Origin of the sequence: Halospina sp. K52047b, from assembly GCF_008709855.1 — a bacterium.
Classification (GTDB): domain Bacteria; phylum Pseudomonadota; class Gammaproteobacteria; order Pseudomonadales; family Oleiphilaceae; genus Halospina; species Halospina utahensis_B.
This window is the reverse complement of the sequence record NZ_VYJH01000006.1, coordinates 65,402-82,224: the sequence shown is the minus strand read 5'-3', so window position 1 is coordinate 82,224 and position 16,823 is coordinate 65,402. Positions and strand designations below refer to the sequence as shown.

The 16,823-nt window shown below is 61.0% G+C and carries 13 protein-coding genes, 1 tRNA gene and 3 pseudogenes; 9 read left to right on the top strand and 8 right to left on the bottom strand.

What is annotated here, in order from left to right; genetic code table 11:
• Nucleotides 1-25: 25 nt before the first annotated feature.
• Genes F3089_RS09245 through F3089_RS09235 form a run of 3 tightly spaced genes read right to left on the bottom strand, consistent with a single transcriptional unit; the run spans nt 26 to nt 2,615 of the window.
• The gene (locus F3089_RS09245; protein ID WP_151440528.1) at nt 26-712 is read right to left on the bottom strand and encodes an RNA ligase family protein; all 687 of its coding nucleotides are present in this window, start codon (nt 710-712) and stop codon (nt 26-28) included.
• On the bottom strand, nt 709-1,239 hold the full coding sequence (locus tag F3089_RS09240; protein WP_151440527.1) for a hypothetical protein: 531 nt from the start codon (nt 1,237-1,239) through the stop codon (nt 709-711). Before F3089_RS09240 ends, F3089_RS09245 begins: the two co-directional genes overlap by 4 nt.
• Complete coding sequence (locus F3089_RS09235; RefSeq protein ID WP_151440526.1) at nt 1,236-2,615, bottom strand: AAA family ATPase; 1,380 nt, start codon at nt 2,613-2,615, stop codon at nt 1,236-1,238. Before F3089_RS09235 ends, F3089_RS09240 begins: the two co-directional genes overlap by 4 nt.
• A 116-nt stretch (nt 2,616-2,731) precedes the next feature.
• Here F3089_RS09235 and waaA point away from each other — a divergent pair, with 116 nt between their 5' ends.
• Both waaA and F3089_RS09225 read left to right on the top strand, forming a co-directional pair.
• Entirely contained in the window at nt 2,732-4,003 is a 1,272-nt protein-coding gene (gene waaA, locus F3089_RS09230; protein ID WP_151440525.1) for a lipid IV(A) 3-deoxy-D-manno-octulosonic acid transferase, read from the top strand.
• A gap of 75 nt (nt 4,004-4,078) precedes the next feature.
• Nucleotides 4,079-4,154: transfer RNA gene (locus F3089_RS09225), tRNA-Gly, on the top strand.
• Between the two features lie 42 nt (nt 4,155-4,196).
• Here the strand turns inward: F3089_RS09225 and F3089_RS15865 are convergent.
• Nucleotides 4,197-4,340, bottom strand: coding sequence for a hypothetical protein (locus F3089_RS15865; RefSeq protein WP_192497317.1), 144 nt, complete (start codon nt 4,338-4,340; stop codon nt 4,197-4,199).
• 79 nt (nt 4,341-4,419) lie between these two features.
• Here F3089_RS15865 and F3089_RS09220 point away from each other — a divergent pair.
• The 4 genes and pseudogenes from F3089_RS09220 to F3089_RS16235 form a co-directional block, all read left to right on the top strand.
• Nucleotides 4,420-4,569: pseudogene (locus F3089_RS09220) on the top strand (chemotaxis protein CheV); the annotation flags it as partial.
• Nucleotides 4,566-5,444, top strand: a pseudogene (locus tag F3089_RS16245) (ATP-binding cassette domain-containing protein); the annotation flags it as partial. The pseudogenes F3089_RS09220 and F3089_RS16245, both read left to right, overlap by 4 nt.
• A pseudogene (locus tag F3089_RS16240) lies at nt 5,430-5,957 on the top strand (ATP-binding cassette domain-containing protein); the annotation flags it as partial. The pseudogenes F3089_RS16245 and F3089_RS16240, both read left to right, overlap by 15 nt.
• Nucleotides 5,949-6,515 (top strand): hypothetical protein, encoded by a 567-nt coding sequence (locus F3089_RS16235; RefSeq protein WP_502707332.1) that lies wholly within the window; start codon nt 5,949-5,951, stop codon nt 6,513-6,515. The pseudogene F3089_RS16240 and the gene F3089_RS16235, both read left to right, overlap by 9 nt.
• Here F3089_RS16235 and F3089_RS09210 read toward each other — a convergent pair whose 3' ends face one another.
• On the bottom strand, nt 6,516-6,950 hold the full coding sequence (locus tag F3089_RS09210; protein WP_151440524.1) for a universal stress protein: 435 nt from the start codon (nt 6,948-6,950) through the stop codon (nt 6,516-6,518).
• A 23-nt stretch (nt 6,951-6,973) separates the two neighbouring features.
• A complete protein-coding gene (locus F3089_RS09205; protein WP_151440523.1) occupies nt 6,974-7,837 on the bottom strand; it encodes a hypothetical protein in 864 nt (287 codons plus the stop codon).
• A 241-nt stretch (nt 7,838-8,078) separates the two neighbouring features.
• On the opposite strand from F3089_RS09205, the gene fadB reads away from it, so the two are divergent.
• From fadB to topA, 3 genes are all read left to right on the top strand, one after another.
• A complete protein-coding gene (fadB, locus tag F3089_RS09200) occupies nt 8,079-10,226 on the top strand; it encodes a fatty acid oxidation complex subunit alpha FadB (protein ID WP_151440522.1) in 2,148 nt (715 codons plus the stop codon).
• A gap of 32 nt (nt 10,227-10,258) precedes the next feature.
• A complete protein-coding gene (gene fadA / locus F3089_RS09195) occupies nt 10,259-11,434 on the top strand; it encodes an acetyl-CoA C-acyltransferase FadA (protein ID WP_151440521.1) in 1,176 nt (391 codons plus the stop codon).
• A gap of 149 nt (nt 11,435-11,583) precedes the next feature.
• Complete coding sequence (gene topA, locus F3089_RS09190) at nt 11,584-14,277, top strand: type I DNA topoisomerase (RefSeq protein ID WP_151440520.1); 2,694 nt, start codon at nt 11,584-11,586, stop codon at nt 14,275-14,277.
• Nucleotides 14,278-14,386: 109 nt separating this feature from the next.
• Here the strand turns inward: topA and F3089_RS09185 are convergent, their stop codons facing one another.
• Both F3089_RS09185 and gltA read right to left on the bottom strand, forming a co-directional pair.
• On the bottom strand, nt 14,387-15,259 hold the full coding sequence (locus tag F3089_RS09185; protein ID WP_151440519.1) for an NAD(P)-dependent oxidoreductase: 873 nt from the start codon (nt 15,257-15,259) through the stop codon (nt 14,387-14,389).
• Nucleotides 15,260-15,326: 67 nt separating this feature from the next.
• Complete coding sequence (gene gltA / locus F3089_RS09180) at nt 15,327-16,601, bottom strand: citrate synthase (RefSeq protein WP_151440518.1); 1,275 nt, start codon at nt 16,599-16,601, stop codon at nt 15,327-15,329.
• Between the last annotated feature and the right edge of the window lie 222 nt (nt 16,602-16,823).

The following is a 16,823-nucleotide window of genomic DNA, read 5'->3' as shown; positions in this document are numbered from 1 at the left end:
GGAATAAAGGCCGGATAATAGCATGTCAGCCCTCATCACACAGGCGGTTCCACTCGATCGGGCGCGCACGCCAGTGTTCATCCATCGCCTGGGTGAAAGCAGGGTGGACCAGCTTGGCTCGGCGTGTGTTCAGGTTGCCCTGATCCTGTCGAATAATGACGCCCTCCAATGGCCCTTCCCGAAAGGCGCTTGAGGTCGTTTTTACAAGGCTTTCAAGTTGTCTCAGGGTGAAGCGATCTTCACTGATCAGGGGAACGGTGTACAGGCCCATCTGGCGGGCCAGCTCGTCACGCCGCTCACTGTTCCAGAATTGCCATACGTCCCGGTCAAAGACGTCGAATACCAGAAACCAGTCGGGTAGGGCTGTATAGTCAAGCGAGTGTCGGGCGGCGCACCATTCACCGAACAGGATCAGGTTGGTGGGCAGGTGGTGCTGAAAAATCGCCCAATGCCGCATCGTCCACTCATTGAGACGGGAGAACTGGTCCCGGTAGGGCGGCTCCAGAAACCCACCCCGGTTCTGGGCTCTTAACTGACCTTCCTCGCCCCATGACAGGCCGACATTGGCGCCGTCCAGCTTTTCCTCGACCCTCACAGTTTCTGCCAGTAATGAATCAGCTTCTGTGGGATCAAGAAGTTTATCGTTGCGTGGTGCGCCGTCGCCCAGCCAGGCGAGATGAGGTGTGTGGGGGTAACGCAGGAAATCGGTCATGGCTCAGGCAGGTGTGGTGGTGAGATGTTGAACTTGTTGCGGTAGTAGCGACAGACGTCATCCGGGCAGAGGAAATGAACCGTTACGCCCCCCTGAGAAAGCTGTTGCCACCAATCAAGCCATTTACAGTCCACTGCCTGTTTGATCACCGCGTTGCCGTCCGCTGCGGCTACGGCGACGAATTTCCGGTCCGGTGGATCGAAGTGGGGCTCCAGGTCTTTGTCCGGGAATTCCTCAAAACGATCCGGGCTGTTTTCCGTAAGCGCAACCTCCACCACCTGGCTTGCTGTGGCACGACGCTGCAGAAGCCACTTCAGGAACACTTGGCCGGGGCCCGGTTGGCCCTTGGTGGGGATGTTGTCCTGATACTCCCGGATGATCCGCCAGTCACTGTCAATGACGGCAATGCCCTGTGTTCGGATGGTTTCCAGCGTCTCGAGGCAGTTGATGGCGCAATCCTCGGAGGCATCCTCGTGATCCCCATTGGCGACCAGCAGTACATTCGTGTCGATCACGGCACGTGTCATGAGTTCCGTTCCTTCCGACGGCGCGCGGCAGCCAGGGCGCGCTGGTTGATGTCTTCCATTTCATCGCCGAAGAAGTCGTCGGGCCAGTTCTCGATGTCACCAAAGTCATTGAGTTCCAGTGGCTGAAGAGTGGCCCGACCGTTTTTGTTCTCCACGAAGTAGATCGCCACATCATTGGGGTCGAGCGTTTTCTCGGCTACGCGGCGTTGTAACCGGTTGAGAAAGTGCTCTGAATGACTTTCGATAATAAGTTGGGCATTCCGCTTTTTACCGTTTTCCCCTGCCTGGGTAGCACTGATGAATGCATCGGCAAGGTTGGCCTGAACCCGTGGATGGAGGTGAATTTCAGGTTGTTCCATCCAGAGGACGGACCCTGGTGGCGTATAGAAAGCCTGAACCAGTGCGGGCAGGACCTGGGAAATACCAAAACCCACATCGGTGAGTTTGACGCCGGGCGCGCCTTTCTGGATCTGGATGATGACCTCGTATTCCTTTCGGCCCTTGGCAATAGGCCGCACCTTGAATGTTTCAATGATTCCCAGATCCTTTAGCCAACCCGCGATGAACGCATCAAAACGCTGGCGTTTCATGTTTGGGGCTCGGTTGAGCATCCGCTCCTGCTGGCTGGCCGCGAGGATGGCGGGGATTGTGGATTCCCCCAGTGAGCCGACATCCGGTGGGGCATCACCGGACCAGGAATAGACCCGCTCCGGTGGACTGCGGAGTGGGCCGAGGTGGTAGAAGTTCTCCAGAAGCTGTTCGGTTTCCAGTACGAATTCCGCCAGGAAATCCGCGTTCTGGTAGCGGGAAAGGGTGCGATCCGAGAAGCGGTAGAACTTTTCCGGAGGCTCGATGGCCCACTTTCGACCCTGGGCACGCACCAGTCTTAGAGGCTCGCATTCCAGGTAGGGATCGTGTTTGCCCCTGCCATGGGATGCGTGCAGTTGCTTTTGGCCGCCCTTCCGGAGAGTGTAGGAAAATGACTGTGTTTCAGGTTGATTCGTCTGGCTGGCGCCAATCTCAGCCTTGAGAGCGAGTTCGTCGCCCGTATAACGCTCTGTGCGGTTTAGAGCGTTTTTGACGGTTAAAGGCTCCTGGCGCTTCCACTGTAATTCAAACCCCAAATGGGCATTGATGTCGTGGCCATGCAGGCAGTCGGCATAGGTACCGAGATCGACCAGCGAGTTTTCATCTCCAAGATGGAGAGAGCGCCGACGGTCTGGCAGCAGCATGGTCTGTTTCAGGGCCATGAGCAGGTGTCCAAGGCTGGATTTCCCGGAGCTATTGGCGCCAAAGAGAATGGTGAGTGGCGCCATGCGCATTGGGCCGGTGTCTTGCCATGCCTTGAAGTTTTGCAGCCTGAATTCCGTTAGCATGTCATGGCCCTCCAGCTGAATTGGGTTTCATGGTGCCTCATCCTTGGTACTGACGGAATAAAGGCCGGATAATAGCATGTTGGCGGTGCGGTGTAGGAATGGGAGTTAGCACAAGCATGGGACGTTGGCTGTATTCACTGTGCCTTTATCTGGCCCTGCCGGGGGTACTGGCGTTTCTGGGGTACCGGAGCCTGAGGGAGCCGGGTTACCGCGCGAAACTGCGCCAGCGCTTTGGGCATGTGGAACCGGATGGGAAGAACCCCATCTGGGTGCATGCAGTGTCCGTGGGCGAGGTGCTGGCGGCGGTGCCCATGGTGCGGCGGCTGATGGCGCAGTTCCCCGAGCAACCGGTGCTGATCACGACCATGACGCCCACCGGCGCGGACCGGGTGCGGGATGTGTTTGGCGACCAGGTGGCGCACCGGTACGTGCCCTACGATCTGCCGCACATGGTGAAGCGGTTCCTCTCGCGGGTGGCGCCGGCGATTCTGGTGATCATGGAGACGGAGGTCTGGCCGAATATGGTCTATGGCTGTTACCGGCGGGGCGTTCCGGTGGTTCTGGCCAATGCACGGCTTTCCGAGAATTCGGCGGCTGGCTATCGGCGCGTGGGGGCGCTGATCCGGCCGATCTTCCGCTCCATGGACTGGATTGCAGCCCAGTCCGAGGCGGATGCGCGCCGGTTCGAGCATCTGGGGGCGTGGCCGGCGTCGGTGACGGTAACCGGTTCCATCAAGTACGACCTGGCCATTGGCGACGAGGTACAGGCGGCCGCGGCCGCCCTGAAACAGCGCATGGGGGCGCAGCGGCCGGTGTGGATTGCGGCGAGCACCCATGAGGGCGAGGACGCACCGGTGCTGGCCGCCCACCGGCGGCTTCTGGAGCAGCACCCCGAGGCATTGCTGATCCTGGTCCCCCGGCACCCGGAGCGGTTTGAGGCGGTGGCGCGGCTGGTGCAGGAGCAGGGGTTCGACCTGGCTCGGCGCTCCGGCGGCGATGATCCGGCGGCCGCACAGGTCTATCTGGCGGACAGCATGGGTGAGCTCCTGATGCTGTTCGGGTGTGCGGATGTGGCGTTCATCGGCGGCTCCCTGATCGAGCGCGGGGGGCACAACCCGCTGGAGGCGGCGGCGTGGTCGTTGCCGGTGATCACGGGGCGGCAGGTATTCAACTTTATAAGCGTTTTTGACCACCTCGCGGGCAAGGAGGCGGTGAGGTTCGTTGCCGATGGGGATGAGCTGGCTCAGGCGCTGATGGCACTGCTCGAGGAGGCGCGGGTGCGCCATGAGGTTGGCCAGCGGGCCCGGGCGGTGGTGGATGCCAACCAGGGGGCTGTTGCGCGGTTGGTGGAGGGGGTGAGTGGACGGATGCCGCAAAGACTTTCTTGATGAACTATTGACGCTCGCCCGCGCATGAGTAAAATACACACCCGTTGTTGAGGGCAGCACAGCCCGAACCACAAGGCGGGAATAGCTCAGCTGGTAGAGCACCACCTTGCCAAGGTGGATGTCGCGAGTTCGAATCTCGTTTCCCGCTCCAGATTCCATGCAAAAGCCCGGCCCAGTGCCGGGCTTTTGCACTTCAGGTCCCTTCTCCCTGCTGCTCAGCTACCTGGGCGGAGAACTCCATGCCTTCCGGGAGACGGCGGGACTGCTTGATAATGTGGATCAGCGCATGCGCCTTGTCGGGCGCAACCGACTGGAACTGCTGCTGTTCCGGCTTCATGGGCGACATACCACCTCGCTGACCGAAGGCTTGGTGGTGGATGACTCCTCGGTGGCGCTGGATCAGGCTCGTGATACCATTGGCATTGCATACCTCGCTGAGCGGGGATTTCAACCAGGCCATGGTGGACCGGGTCGGCTGTGACGACTTTCTTTCCAAGTTCCGCCCGGACGAACTGGCGGAGCTTATCCAGAACTATCTGCGCAAGGTGTCCGATACCGATTCATGAGTACCGTTCTCACACTGGATTCCATCCAGCTCGCCTTTGGCATGCAACCCCTTCTGGACGGCGCGAATCTGCGCATTGAGCGTGGCGAACGCGTGGCGCTGCTCGGGCGCAACGGTGAAGGGAAATCCACACTGCTGCGCCTGGTGACCGGCGAGCTGGAGCCGGACGCCGGCCAGGTTGTCGTGCCCGAGGGCATGCGGGTGGCCGAGCTGCCCCAGGAACTGCCCGAGAAGCGGGATCTGACCGCCTACCAGGTGGTGGCCCAGGCATTTCCGGAGACAGGGCGGCTTCTGGAGCGGTTCAATGAGCTTTCCATGACCGCCAGCAACGAGGATGACCTGCAGCAGATGCAGCAGGTCCAGGAACGGCTCGAGGCACTGGATGGCTGGCTCTACGATCAACGCATCCGCACGGTCCTGGAGCAGTACCGGATCAACCCGGAGGCGCGGCTGGATACGCTCTCGGGCGGCTGGCAGCGCCGTGTGCTGCTGGCAAAGGCCATGGTTACCGATCCCGATCTGCTGCTGCTTGATGAGCCCACCAACCATCTGGATGTGCCCGCCATCCAGTGGCTTGAAGGCGCGCTGGCCCAGTTCCAGGGCGCGGTTCTGTTCGTGAGTCACGACCGTGCCTTCATCCGTGCCATGGCCACCCGTATCATCGAGCTGGACCGCGGGGCACTGACGTCATGGCCGGGGAACTATGACCAGTACCTGGACGCCAAGGATAAGGCACTGGCGGATGAAGAGCGCCAGCGTGCGGAGTTTGACCGCAAACTGGCTCAGGAGGAGCGCTGGATCCGTCAGGGGGTGAAGGCCCGCCGTACCCGTAACCAGGGCCGGGTGAAAGAGCTGGAGGCGATGCGGGCCGAGCGCCGCCAGCGCCGTGAACGCTCCGGTAAGGCGAAGATCGAGGTGGAGGATGCCGGTCGTTCCGGTAAGCTGATCGCCGAGGCCCAGCAGGCCGGCTTTGCCTGGAACTCGGAACAGCCGCTGATCCACAACCTGGATTTCATGCTGCTGCGGGGGGACAAGATCGGCGTGATCGGCGAGAACGGCTCGGGCAAGACAACGCTGCTCAAGCTCCTTCTCGGCGATCTCGAGCCCACCGAAGGCCAGATCCGCCGCGGCACGCGTCAGGAAGTGGCCTACTTCGACCAGCTGCGCGGCAAACTGGATCCGCAAAAGACCGCCTTCGAGAACCTCAGTGAGGGGCGTGAGACCGTTGAGGTGAATGGGCGCAGCCGTCATGTCATGGGCTATCTGCAGGATTTCCTGTTCACACCGGAGCGGGCACGCACCCAGGTGCGGATGCTGTCGGGTGGTGAGCGGGCGCGTCTGCTGCTGGCGAAGCTGTTCAGCCAGCCCGCCAATATCCTGGTGCTCGACGAGCCGACCAACGACCTGGACGTGGATACACTCGAGCTTCTCGAAGCCCAGCTGGTGGAGTTCAAGGGGACCGTGATCGTGATCAGCCACGACCGGGAATTCCTCGACCATGTCGCCGGGAGCGTACTGTTTCTGGACGGCCTTGGTGGTGTGCACGAGACCATTGGTGGCTTCAGTGACTGGCGCCGTGAGGGCGGTCAGTTCCCGGCGGAACAGCCGGCAGTATCCGGAAGTGGAAGCGGGCGCCGCAGCGACTCCGGTGCAGGGGGCAACCAGTCCTCGGGCAGTCGCGCGGCGCCGACCTCGGGCTCAGGTTCAGGGTCTGGAGGGAATAAGCTCAGCTACAAATACAAGCTGGAACTGGAGCAGCTGCCACAGCGTATCCGGGACCTGGAGGCACGTATCGCGGAGCTGCACGAGCAGGTCTCGGAGCCGGATTTCTATCAGCAGGACAATGATACGGTCCAGAAGGCGCTTGGCGAACTCTCGGAGCAGGAGTCCGAACTTGAGTCCGCCATGGAGCGCTGGGTGGAACTGGAGGAGATGGCCAGCGGCTGATCAGCCGCCGATGCGCACCGCCAGCACGTCGCAGGGCGAGCCGTGCAGTACGGAGTTGGCGGTGGAGCCCAGCAACAGCTGGATACCGTGACGGCCATGGCTGCCGATCACGATCAGGTCGGAACCCCGTTCCTCTGCCTGCCGGCGTACTTCCGAGCCGGGCCGGCCAACCACCACGTGCCGGTTGTCGGGGCCAACTCCGTGCTCATCACCATAAGCATCCAGCTTGCTGCGTGCATTGTCTTCAAGCTGCTGCTGCAGGTCACTGAGATCCAGGGGCAGATCGCCGCCATAGGCGTAGCCCACGGGTTCCACCACATGCAGCAGATCCAGGGTTGCGGCGTTGCTCTCCGCCAGCCGTTTCGCCTTGCCCAGCACTTCCGGTGCCTCTTCGGTAAGGTCGATGGCAACCAGGATGCGTTGATAGTCACTCATGGTGGGTGTTCCTCCGTGGGTCTTCAGGCTGATTTGAGGCGTTCAATGGTCTGCTCCAGGCTCTCGATGATGCTGGTGGAATAGCGGTTGATCACGAACGCCACGTTCTGTTCATCATATTCGATGTAGGAGCCACGGATGAAGCGCCATTTGCTGTTGACGTCCGACAGGGTGGCATCGATCTGCTGGTTGTCTCCTACACGCTCGCGGAGCTTCTCCAGGCTGCCCTCAAACTCCCTGGCCAGTTCGTCCAGTGGCTGCTCTGAATCGGCACCCTGGAAAACCTGGGCGACGGATGAGGAAGAGCGCGCTGAGTAGCGGGTGACCATCAGGGCCATGGTGATGGAGGCTTCCCGGGCGAGCTCCAGATCGGTGACGGTAGGGGTGGCCTCCTGGCCGGCCACCTGGTCATAGAGCTTTTCGGACAGCACGCTCAGGTTCTGCGCCTGGTTGGCCATGTCCGACAGCAGCCGCAGGTCCGGGTAACCGGAACCACGCACGTCCTCGATGTTGGTGTCCATCTGGTCCTCGAAGCTCGCATAGGCGCCGCGCAGGTCCTCGAGCTCGGAGCCGGTGAGCGATTCGCCGGCCAGTTCGCCGATCTCGCCGAGCAGGGCGTCCGAGCGTTCCATGTTATCGTTGATCTCGGAAACCAGTTCCTCCTCAGGGTCCATGCTGTAGTTGTAGTAGTCGTTCAGGGCCATGAAGTTGCGCAGACGGAAGCGGTGAATCCGGTCAAGCAGCTGCTCCGCCATGGCTTCGGTTTCGTTTTCCGCCTCGCTGCTGCCGTCCGCCTGCTGACTGTGGGCGGGCAGAGCGCCCAGCGCAAGAAGCGCCAGAGCAAGGAAGCTGGTCAGCAGACGTGTTCGAAGGGTGCCTGTCATCATGTCGGGTTGGTCTCCGCCTTTGTTGTCTGTGTTCTGGATTCTGGCCACAGTGTAGCAAGCTTTCACATTCTTCCAATCCGCAGGGCGGCGCATCTGGGGGCCATGTCGCAGGATGGCGGTGAATAAACAAATTGACAAACGCTCGGTTTTTTTTCATCGTTGGCGCCGGATTCAAACGACTGTATGAATTTGGATCGCGCTACGGCCAGCGACGTACCAATCACAACCTGGAGAACAGTTGATGATTTACGAAGGTAAAGCCATCACGGTTAAAGAGATCGAAGGCGGTTTTGCACAGCTCGACTTCGATCTGACGGGTGAGTCTGTCAATAAGTTCAATCAGCTCACCATCGGGGAACTCGGCGAAGCGGCCGAGGCCCTCGAAAAGCAGAAGAAGCTCAAGGGTCTGGTGGTTACCAGTTCCAAGGACACCTTCATTGTGGGCGCGGACATCACGGAATTCACCGAGTTGTTCGCGGGCCCGGAAGAGGACCTCGTCAACAACAGCCTCAAGGCCAACCGGATCTTCAACAGCATTGAGGATCTTCCTTTCCCGACCGTGACCGCGATCAACGGTCAGGCACTGGGCGGCGGTTTTGAGATGTGCCTGTCCACGGACTTCCGTGTTATGGACGAGAAGGCGAAAGTCGGCCTTCCGGAAGTCAAGCTCGGCATTTTCCCCGGTTTCGGCGGGACGGTGCGCCTCAGTCGCCTCATTGGTGCGGACAACGCCATCGAGTGGATCTGCATGGGTGGCGAGCAGAAAGCGGACAAGGCGCTCAAGGCGCACGCTGTGGATGCGGTGGTTAAGTCCGATCAGCTGGTGGATGCCGCCGTCGATATCCTGAAGGAAGCCAACAGCGGCAAGCTGGACTACCAGGCGCGCCGTGAGGAGAAGACCGGCAAGCTCAAGCTCAACTCCATGGAAAGCATGATGGTGTTTGAGACGTCCAAGGGCTACGTTGCCGGCCAGTCGGGTCCGAACTACCCGTCGCCGGTGGAAGCGGTCAAGGTGATGCAGAAGCACGCCGGCATGACCCGCGACAAGGCGGTCGAGGTGGAAGCCAACGGCTTCGCCAAGATGGCCAAGACCGGGACCGCTGCCTCGCTGGTCCAGATCTTCCTGAACGACCAGGACCTCAAGAAGAAGGGCAAGGACTACGAGAAGCAGGCCAACCAGGTGAAAATGGCGGCCGTGCTCGGTGCCGGCATCATGGGCGGTGGCATTGCCTACCAGAGCGCGCTCAAGGGCACGCCCATTATGATGAAGGACATCAACCGCGACGGCATCAAGCTGGGCCTGGACGAGGCCAAGAAGCAGCTGAGCAAGCGCGTGGACAAGGGCAAGATGAGTGCCGACCAGATGGGCGATGTGCTCAACAACATCCATCCGACGCTGAACTACGGCGACTTCGGCGACGTGGACCTGGTAGTTGAAGCCGTGGTCGAGAACCCCAAGGTCAAGGACGCCGTGCTGCGTGAAACCGAGGACGTGATCGGCGAGGACAGGATCCTCACCTCCAACACCTCCACCATCTCCATCGACCGCCTGGCGAAGAACCTCAAGCGCCCGGAGAACTTCTGCGGCATGCACTTCTTCAACCCAGTACACATGATGCCGCTGGTTGAGGTGATCCGTGGCGAGAAGACCAGCGACAAGGCCGTCGCGACCACTGTTGCCTACGCCCGTGCCATGGGCAAGAGTCCGATCGTGGTCAACGACTGCCCCGGCTTCCTGGTCAACCGTATCCTGTTCCCGTACTTCGGTGGCTTTGCACGCCTGGTCCGTGACGGTGCCGACTTCCAGAAGGTCGACAAGGTGATGGAGAAGTTCGGCTGGCCCATGGGCCCGGCCTACCTGCTGGACGTGGTCGGCATGGACACCGCCAAGCACGCCAATGAGGTGATGGCTGAAGGCTTCCCGGACCGCATGAAGGATGAGCACAAGAGTGCCATCGATGTGATGTTCGAAAAGGACCGCCTGGGGCAGAAGTCCGACGTTGGTTTCTATCAGTACAAGCTGGACAAGAAGGGCAAGCAGCAGAAGGTTGTGGACGAGTCCACCTATGACCTGCTCAAGCCGGTTGTCCACAACAGCCAGGAGTTCACCGACGACGAGATCATCGAGCGCATGATGATCCCGCTGTGCATCGAGACCGTGCGGTGCCTGGAAGACAACATCGTGGGTACGGCCGCCGAGGCGGACATGGGGCTGGTCTATGGCATCGGCTTCCCGCCCTTCCGTGGTGGTGCGCTGCGCTATATCGACGACATTGGCCTGGATGCTTTCTGCCAGATGGCAGACAAGTACAAGGACCTGGGTCCGCTCTATCATCCGACCGAAGGCATGCGTGAAATGGCCAAGGCCGGCAAGAAGTTCCATGGCTGATCGTTGAACAGATTTCCGAACGGAGAAGATCTATGAGCCTTAATCCAAGAGACGTTGTCATAGTCGATTGCGTGCGGACACCGATGGGCCGTGCCAAGAATGGCTGTTTCCGCAATGTGCGCGCCGAGGACCTGTCCGCGGCGCTGGTTGAAGCGCTGTTTGACCGCAACCCCAAGCTGGACCCGAAGGAAGTTGAGGATGTCATCTGGGGCTGCGTGAACCAGACCAAAGAGCAGGGCCTGAACATCGCGCGCCAGATGTCACTGATGACCCGCATTCCCCACGAGGCGGCGGCACAGACCGTGAACCGCCTGTGTGGCTCCTCCATGAGTGCGCTGCATACCGCCAGCCAGGCGGTCCAGACCGGGAACGGGGAAGTGTTCGTGATCGGTGGTGTTGAGCACATGGGTCACATTCCCATGGAGTCCGGCTTTGATCACAACCCAGCGTCATCCAAGTATTCCGCCAAGGCGTCCAACATGATGGGCCTGACTGCGGAAATGCTGGCCAAGATGCATGGCATTACCCGGGAGCAGCAGGACCAGTTTGGTGCACGGTCCCATCAGCGTGCCTCGCAGGCCCGTGAAAACGGCGGGTTTGATAATGAAATCGTGCCCGTCGAAGGTCACGATGAGAACGGTTACCGTAAGCTGATCGAGCAGGACGAAACCATCCGGCCGGAAACCACGGCGGAAGGCCTGTCCGAGCTCAAGCCGGCGTTTGATCCGAAGGATGGCACAGTCACCGCGGGCACCTCGTCCCAGTTGACCGACGGTGCTTCCAGCATGCTGGTAATGTCCTACGAGAAGGCCAAGGCACTGGGCCTCAAGCCCATCGCCAAGGTCCGTGCGACCGCTGTGGCGGGCGTGGATCCGGCCATCATGGGCTATGGCCCGGTTCCGGCGACCAAGAAGGCCCTGAAGCGGGCTGGTCTGAAGGTCGAGGACATCGACTTCTGGGAGCTGAACGAAGCCTTCGCTGGGCAGTCACTGCCGGTACTGAAGGATCTCAAGCTGCTGGACGAGATGGACCAGAAGGTGAACCTGCACGGCGGCGCCATCGCGCTAGGCCACCCGCTGGGCTGCTCCGGTTCCCGCATCTCCACCACGCTGCTGAACGTCATGCAGCAGAACGAGGGTACCCTGGGTGTCGCCACCATGTGTGTCGGCCTGGGGCAGGGGACGGCCACCGTCTTCGAGCGGCTCTGATCCGCTTCCAAGCCCTCTTGAGCCCGGCCACGCGCCGGGCTTTTTGTTTGGGGTCACTTGACCCGCCATGACCCAATCCCTATATATTGTCGCCACGTCCATGGTCGGCGCCATGGTCACCACACTGTTCTGAGGAAGATTTCGCTGTTATGGGTAAAAGTCTGGTAATCGTGGAGTCCCCCGCCAAGGCCAAGACCATCAATAAGTACCTTGGTGATGACTACATCGTGAAGTCCAGCGTGGGACATATCCGCGATCTTCCAGTGAGTGGTTCCGGCAACCGTAAAACGGACCCCAAGGAGCGTGCCCGCCAGGCTGCGGAGACACGCAAGATGGATCCCGAGACCAAAGCCCGCTACAAGCAGCAGAAGGCCCATGATCAGCTGATCCGGCGCATGGGCGTGGACCCGGAGAACGACTGGGAAGCCCATTACGAGATACTCCCCGGTAAGGAGAAGGTCGTCAGCGAACTGCAGCGGCTGGCGAACAACGCCGATGCGGTCTATCTGGCCACGGACCTTGACCGCGAAGGGGAGGCCATTGCCTGGCACCTGAAGGAGGCCATTGGCGGTGACGACGACAAGTACCGTCGCGTGGTGTTCAATGAGATCACCAAGCGTGCCATCCAGGGGGCCTTTTCCGAACCCACGGACGTGGACACTCACCGGGTTGAGGCACAGCAGGCACGCCGGTTCCTGGACCGTGTGGTGGGCTATATGGTCTCGCCGCTGCTGTGGAGCAAGATTGCCCGTGGTCTTTCCGCGGGGCGCGTCCAGTCCGTGGCAGTTCGGCTCATCGTTGAGCGCGAGCGTGAGATCCGCGCCTTTGTACCCGAGGAATACTGGGAGCTGGATACACTGCTGACACCGCCTGAGCAGAAGAGTGTGGGCATTCCGTTCGAGGTGGCAAAGTATGGCGACAAGCCCTACAGGCCCACGAACGAGCAGCAGAGCAATGAGCATGTTGAGCGCCTGAGGGCACTGGCGGAGGATGAGCAGGCCTTCCGCGTGGCCAAGCGCGAGGACAAGCCCACCAAATCCCGGCCCTCGGCCCCGTTCATTACGTCCACGCTGCAGCAGGCGGCAAGTAACCGCCTTGGTTTCAGCGTGAAGAAAACCATGACGCTGGCCCAGCGCCTGTATGAGGCCGGCTACATTACCTACATGCGGACGGATTCGACCAACCTGAGTCAGGATGCGATCCAGTCCGCGCGCGGTTATATCCAGGCCAGTTTCGGTGATGATTACCTGCCCGAGAAGCCGCGCTATTACACGTCCCGTGAAGGGGCCCAGGAAGCGCACGAAGCGATTCGACCGTCGGACGTCAAACACCGGGCCCAGGACATCAGCGGTCTGGAGAAGGACGCCGAACGGCTCTACGACCTGATCTGGCGCCAATTCGTGGCCTGCCAGATGACTGACGCCGAGTTCCTGAGCACATCCGTGACCGTGGTCGCAGGGGATTATCAGCTGAAGACCCGGGGCCGGATCATCCGGTTTGATGGTTTCCAGAAGGTGGCGCCGTCCTCCGGGAAGAAGGATCAGGATGTGGTGCTTCCGGATATTGCCGAAGGCGACCGCCTGATCCTGAGCGAGCTGACTCCGAGCCAGCACTTTACCAAGCCAACGCCACGCTACACCGAGGCGTCGCTGGTCAAGGAACTTGAAAAGCGCGGGATCGGACGGCCCTCAACCTATGCCTCCATCATCTCGACGATCCAGGAGCGCGGCTATGTGCGCCTGGAGAACCGGCGTTTCTATGCGGAAAAGCTGGGGGACATTGTTACGGACCGGCTGAACGAATCCTTCTCCAACCTGCTGGATTACGATTTCACGGCACGCATGGAGGAGGAACTCGACGAGGTTGCCGAGGGCCGGGAGGACTGGAAGCAGGTTCTCAATGAATTCTACGAGCGCTTCTCGAAGCAGCTCCAGCAGGCGGAGTCCACGGACGGTGGCATGCGCACCAACGCGCCCACGGACACGGACATCGAGTGCCCGGACTGCGGCCGGCACATGCAGATCCGTGTTGCCAGCACCGGGGTCTTTCTGGGGTGCTCCGGCTACTCGCTGCCGCCCAAGGAGCGCTGCAAGAAGACCATCAACCTGATTCCCGGTGACGAGGCGGTCAGCGCGGATGAGGATGACGACGGCGAGGGTGAATCCCGCCTGCTGCGCGAGAAACACCGCTGCCCGAAATGTGGCACGGCCATGGACAGCTACCTCATCGATGAGACCCGCAAGCTGCACGTGTGCGGCAACAGCCCGGACTGTGATGGCCAGGAGCTGGAGTACGGCAGCTTCCGCATCAAGGGCTATGAGGGCCCGACGCTGGAGTGCGACAAGTGTGGCAGTGAGATGCAGCTCAAGAGTGGGCGTTTCGGGAAGTATTTCGACTGCACCAATTCGGAATGCAAGAACACCCGGAAACTGCTGCGCAATGGGGAACCGGCGCCCCCCAAGATGGACCCGATCCCGATGCCGGAACTTCAGTGCCAGAAGGTGGACGACACCTATGTACTGAGGGATGGCGCCTCAGGCCTGTTCCTGGCCGCCAGCCAGTTTCCCAAGAACCGCGAGACGCGGCCGCCGCTGGTGAGCGAGATCAAGCCACATGCCGCGGAGCTGGATCCCAAGTACGCCTACATACTGGATGCGCCCGAGCGTGATCCGGAGGGGAACCCGACAACGGTGCGCTACAGCCGTAAGACCAGGGAGCAGTATGTGGCATCTGAAAAGGAGGGTAAGGCGACCGGGTGGCAGGCCTACTACCGCAACGGCCGGTGGGAGCCCCAGGAGAAGAAGAAATCCGGAGGCCAGGGCGGCAAGCGCAAGGCCAGCTGAAGGTGCCGTAGGAGCCTGCCTTGCAGGCGATCAAAGGTATCGCGAGCGAGGCTCGCTCCTACGGTGTATGTGGTAGGAGCCCGCCCCGCGGGCGATCCGTGGTACGGGGTCAGGAGTTTGCCCGCAGCCGCTCCAGAAGTGCCGAGGTGTCCCAGCGCCCACCGCCCAGGTTCTGCACGTCGGAGTAGAACTGGTCGACCAGTGCGGCAACGGGCAGGCTGGCGCCGTTGTTCCGGGCCTCCGCGATGCAGATCCCCAGATCCTTGCGCATCCAGTCCACCGCGAAACCGTGGTCATATTCGCCTTCAATCATGGTCTGCGCGCGGTTATCCATCTGCCAGGACTGGGCCGCACCGCCACTGATGGCCTGCACAACCGATGCCGGGTCAAGTCCCGCCTCCTCGGCGAAATGGAGCCCTTCCGAAAGCCCCTGCAGAAGACCCGCGACGGTGATCTGGTTCACCATCTTGGTGAGCTGGCCATGACCCACGCCACCCATGTAATGCACGGCCTTACCGTAACAGTTGAGCACGGGCAGGGCCCGGTCGAAGGCGCTACGCTCGCCACCGCACATGATGGTCAGTTTACCGTTTTCGGCACCCTGCTGGCCCCCGGAGACCGGCGCGTCCACCCAGCTGTGACCGGCCTCGGCCGCCAGTTCCGCCAACTCCCGGGTAACACTGGCTGACGCCGTGGTGTGGTCGATCAGAAGTGTGCCCTCAGGGGCATTGGCGATGATGCCGTGCTCGCCCGTGTAGAGCGCTCTCAGATCCGGATCCGCTCCCACGCAGGTAACGACGACATCCGCATCCATCACGACCTGCGCAATACCTTCTGCGGTCTCGCCGGGGTAGCCGCGGGCCCACTCCTGTGCCTTTTCCCCCGTGCGGTTGTAGACCTGCACGCTGAATCCGTCATGCCGGGCCAGGTGCCCGGCCATGGGAAAACCCATGACCCCGAGTCCGATGAAAGCAATCTGCATGGGACGCTGCCTCCTCCTGTCTCCTGAAACGAGAAAACCCGCTCGGGAGCGGGTTTTCGGGGTGTTGTTACTCGCTGGGATAGTCGCGCTTGGTATAGCCACTGTAGAGCTGGCGCGGCCGACCAATGCGGTAGTTGCCGCTGACCATCTCGTTCCAGTGGGAGAACCAGCCAATTGTGCGCGAGAGCGCGAAGATCACTGTGAACATCGAGGTCGGGATACCAATGGCCTTGAGGATGATCCCGGAGTAGAAGTCGACGTTCGGGTAGAGTTTACGCTCAATGAAGTACTCGTCTTCCAGGGCGATCTGCTCGAGACGCTGGGCAATCCGCAGCAGCGGGTCATTCTCAAGCCCCAGCTCCTGAAGTACCTCGTGGGCGGTGTCGCGCATAACCCGGGCGCGCGGATCGAAGTTCTTGTAGACCCTGTGGCCGAAGCCCATCAGGCGGAAGGGGTCGTCTTTGTCCTTGGCTCGCTCAACACAGCGTTCGACGTTGGATTCATCACCAATCTCGTTGAGCATGTTCAGGACCGCCTCATTGGCGCCGCCGTGTGCCGGACCCCAGAGGGCCGCGATGCCCGCCGCGATGACCGCGAAGGGGTTGGCGCCGGTGGAGCCGGCCAGGCGCACGGTGGAGGTGGAGGCGTTCTGTTCGTGGTCCGCGTGCAGGATGAAGATCTTGTCCATGGCCTTGGCCAGGACCGGATTCACTTTGTATTCCTCACAGGGTACGCCGAACATCATGTACAGGAAGTTCTCGGCATAGCCCAGATCGTTGCGCGGATACATGAAGGGCTGGCCGATCGAGTACTTGTAGCACATGGCCGCGATGGTCGGCATCTTGGCGATCAGACGGTGGGCCGCAACTTCGCGCTCGTGCACGTCGGTAAGGTCCATGGTGTCGTGATAGAAGGCGGAGAGTGCCCCGACCACGCCGACCATGATGGCCATCGGGTGCGCGTCGCGGCGGAACCCGTTGAAGAAATGGCTCATCTGGTCGTGGATCATGGTGTGATTGTTGACGGTGCGGCGGAAGCGTTCATTTTCTTCGGCGGTGGGGAGTTCGCCGTGGAGCAGCAGGTAACAGACTTCGAGGTAATCGGCGTTGTTGGCCAGCTGCTCGATGGGGTAGCCGCGATGCAGGAGAACCCCGTTCGCCCCGTCGATGAAGGTGATCTTCGATTCGCACGCGGCGGTGGAAACAAAACCGGGGTCGTAGGTGAACCAGCCTTCCGTGACCAGATTTCTCACATCAATCACATCAGGGCCCTGTGTACCGGAATAGACCGGAAGTTCCAGGGTTCGGCCTCCGACCGAAAGCGTTGCTTTCTCGTTGGACATGGTGTTCTCCTGTCAGTTCAGCAAACCAGTGCTGGAGATGACGCACAGCGAACCCAAGTATCGCAGAAGATTGACCCGGACGTCACGGATCAGGCGTCGGGGTGGGCCAGTCGGCGGGATCGCTTCTAACGCCTTCGCGGTTCGCGAAAATATAGGGCGGTGTTACCAATTGTCAATCTGTCTGTTACCTGCGGGCCGCTGGAGGTCCTCTTGCCGGTTTGT

Excerpts from the sequence above, each read along its gene's own strand:
- F3089_RS09245 (WP_151440528.1), bottom strand. The coding sequence starts at position 712 with ATGACCGATTTCCTGCGTTACCCCCACACACCTCATCTCGCCTGGCTG.
- F3089_RS09240 (WP_151440527.1), bottom strand. The coding sequence starts at position 1,239 with ATGACACGTGCCGTGATCGACACGAATGTACTGCTGGTCGCCAATGGG.
- F3089_RS09235 (WP_151440526.1), bottom strand. The coding sequence starts at position 2,615 with ATGCTAACGGAATTCAGGCTGCAAAACTTCAAGGCATGGCAAGACACC.
- waaA (WP_151440525.1), top strand. The coding sequence starts at position 2,732 with ATGGGACGTTGGCTGTATTCACTGTGCCTTTATCTGGCCCTGCCGGGG.
- F3089_RS15865 (WP_192497317.1), bottom strand. The coding sequence starts at position 4,340 with ATGAAGCCGGAACAGCAGCAGTTCCAGTCGGTTGCGCCCGACAAGGCG.
- F3089_RS09210 (WP_151440524.1), bottom strand. The coding sequence starts at position 6,950 with ATGAGTGACTATCAACGCATCCTGGTTGCCATCGACCTTACCGAAGAG.
- F3089_RS09205 (WP_151440523.1), bottom strand. The coding sequence starts at position 7,837 with ATGATGACAGGCACCCTTCGAACACGTCTGCTGACCAGCTTCCTTGCT.
- fadB (WP_151440522.1), top strand. The coding sequence starts at position 8,079 with ATGATTTACGAAGGTAAAGCCATCACGGTTAAAGAGATCGAAGGCGGT.
- fadA (WP_151440521.1), top strand. The coding sequence starts at position 10,259 with ATGAGCCTTAATCCAAGAGACGTTGTCATAGTCGATTGCGTGCGGACA.
- topA (WP_151440520.1), top strand. The coding sequence starts at position 11,584 with ATGGGTAAAAGTCTGGTAATCGTGGAGTCCCCCGCCAAGGCCAAGACC.
- F3089_RS09185 (WP_151440519.1), bottom strand. The coding sequence starts at position 15,259 with ATGCAGATTGCTTTCATCGGACTCGGGGTCATGGGTTTTCCCATGGCC.
- gltA (WP_151440518.1), bottom strand. The coding sequence starts at position 16,601 with ATGTCCAACGAGAAAGCAACGCTTTCGGTCGGAGGCCGAACCCTGGAA.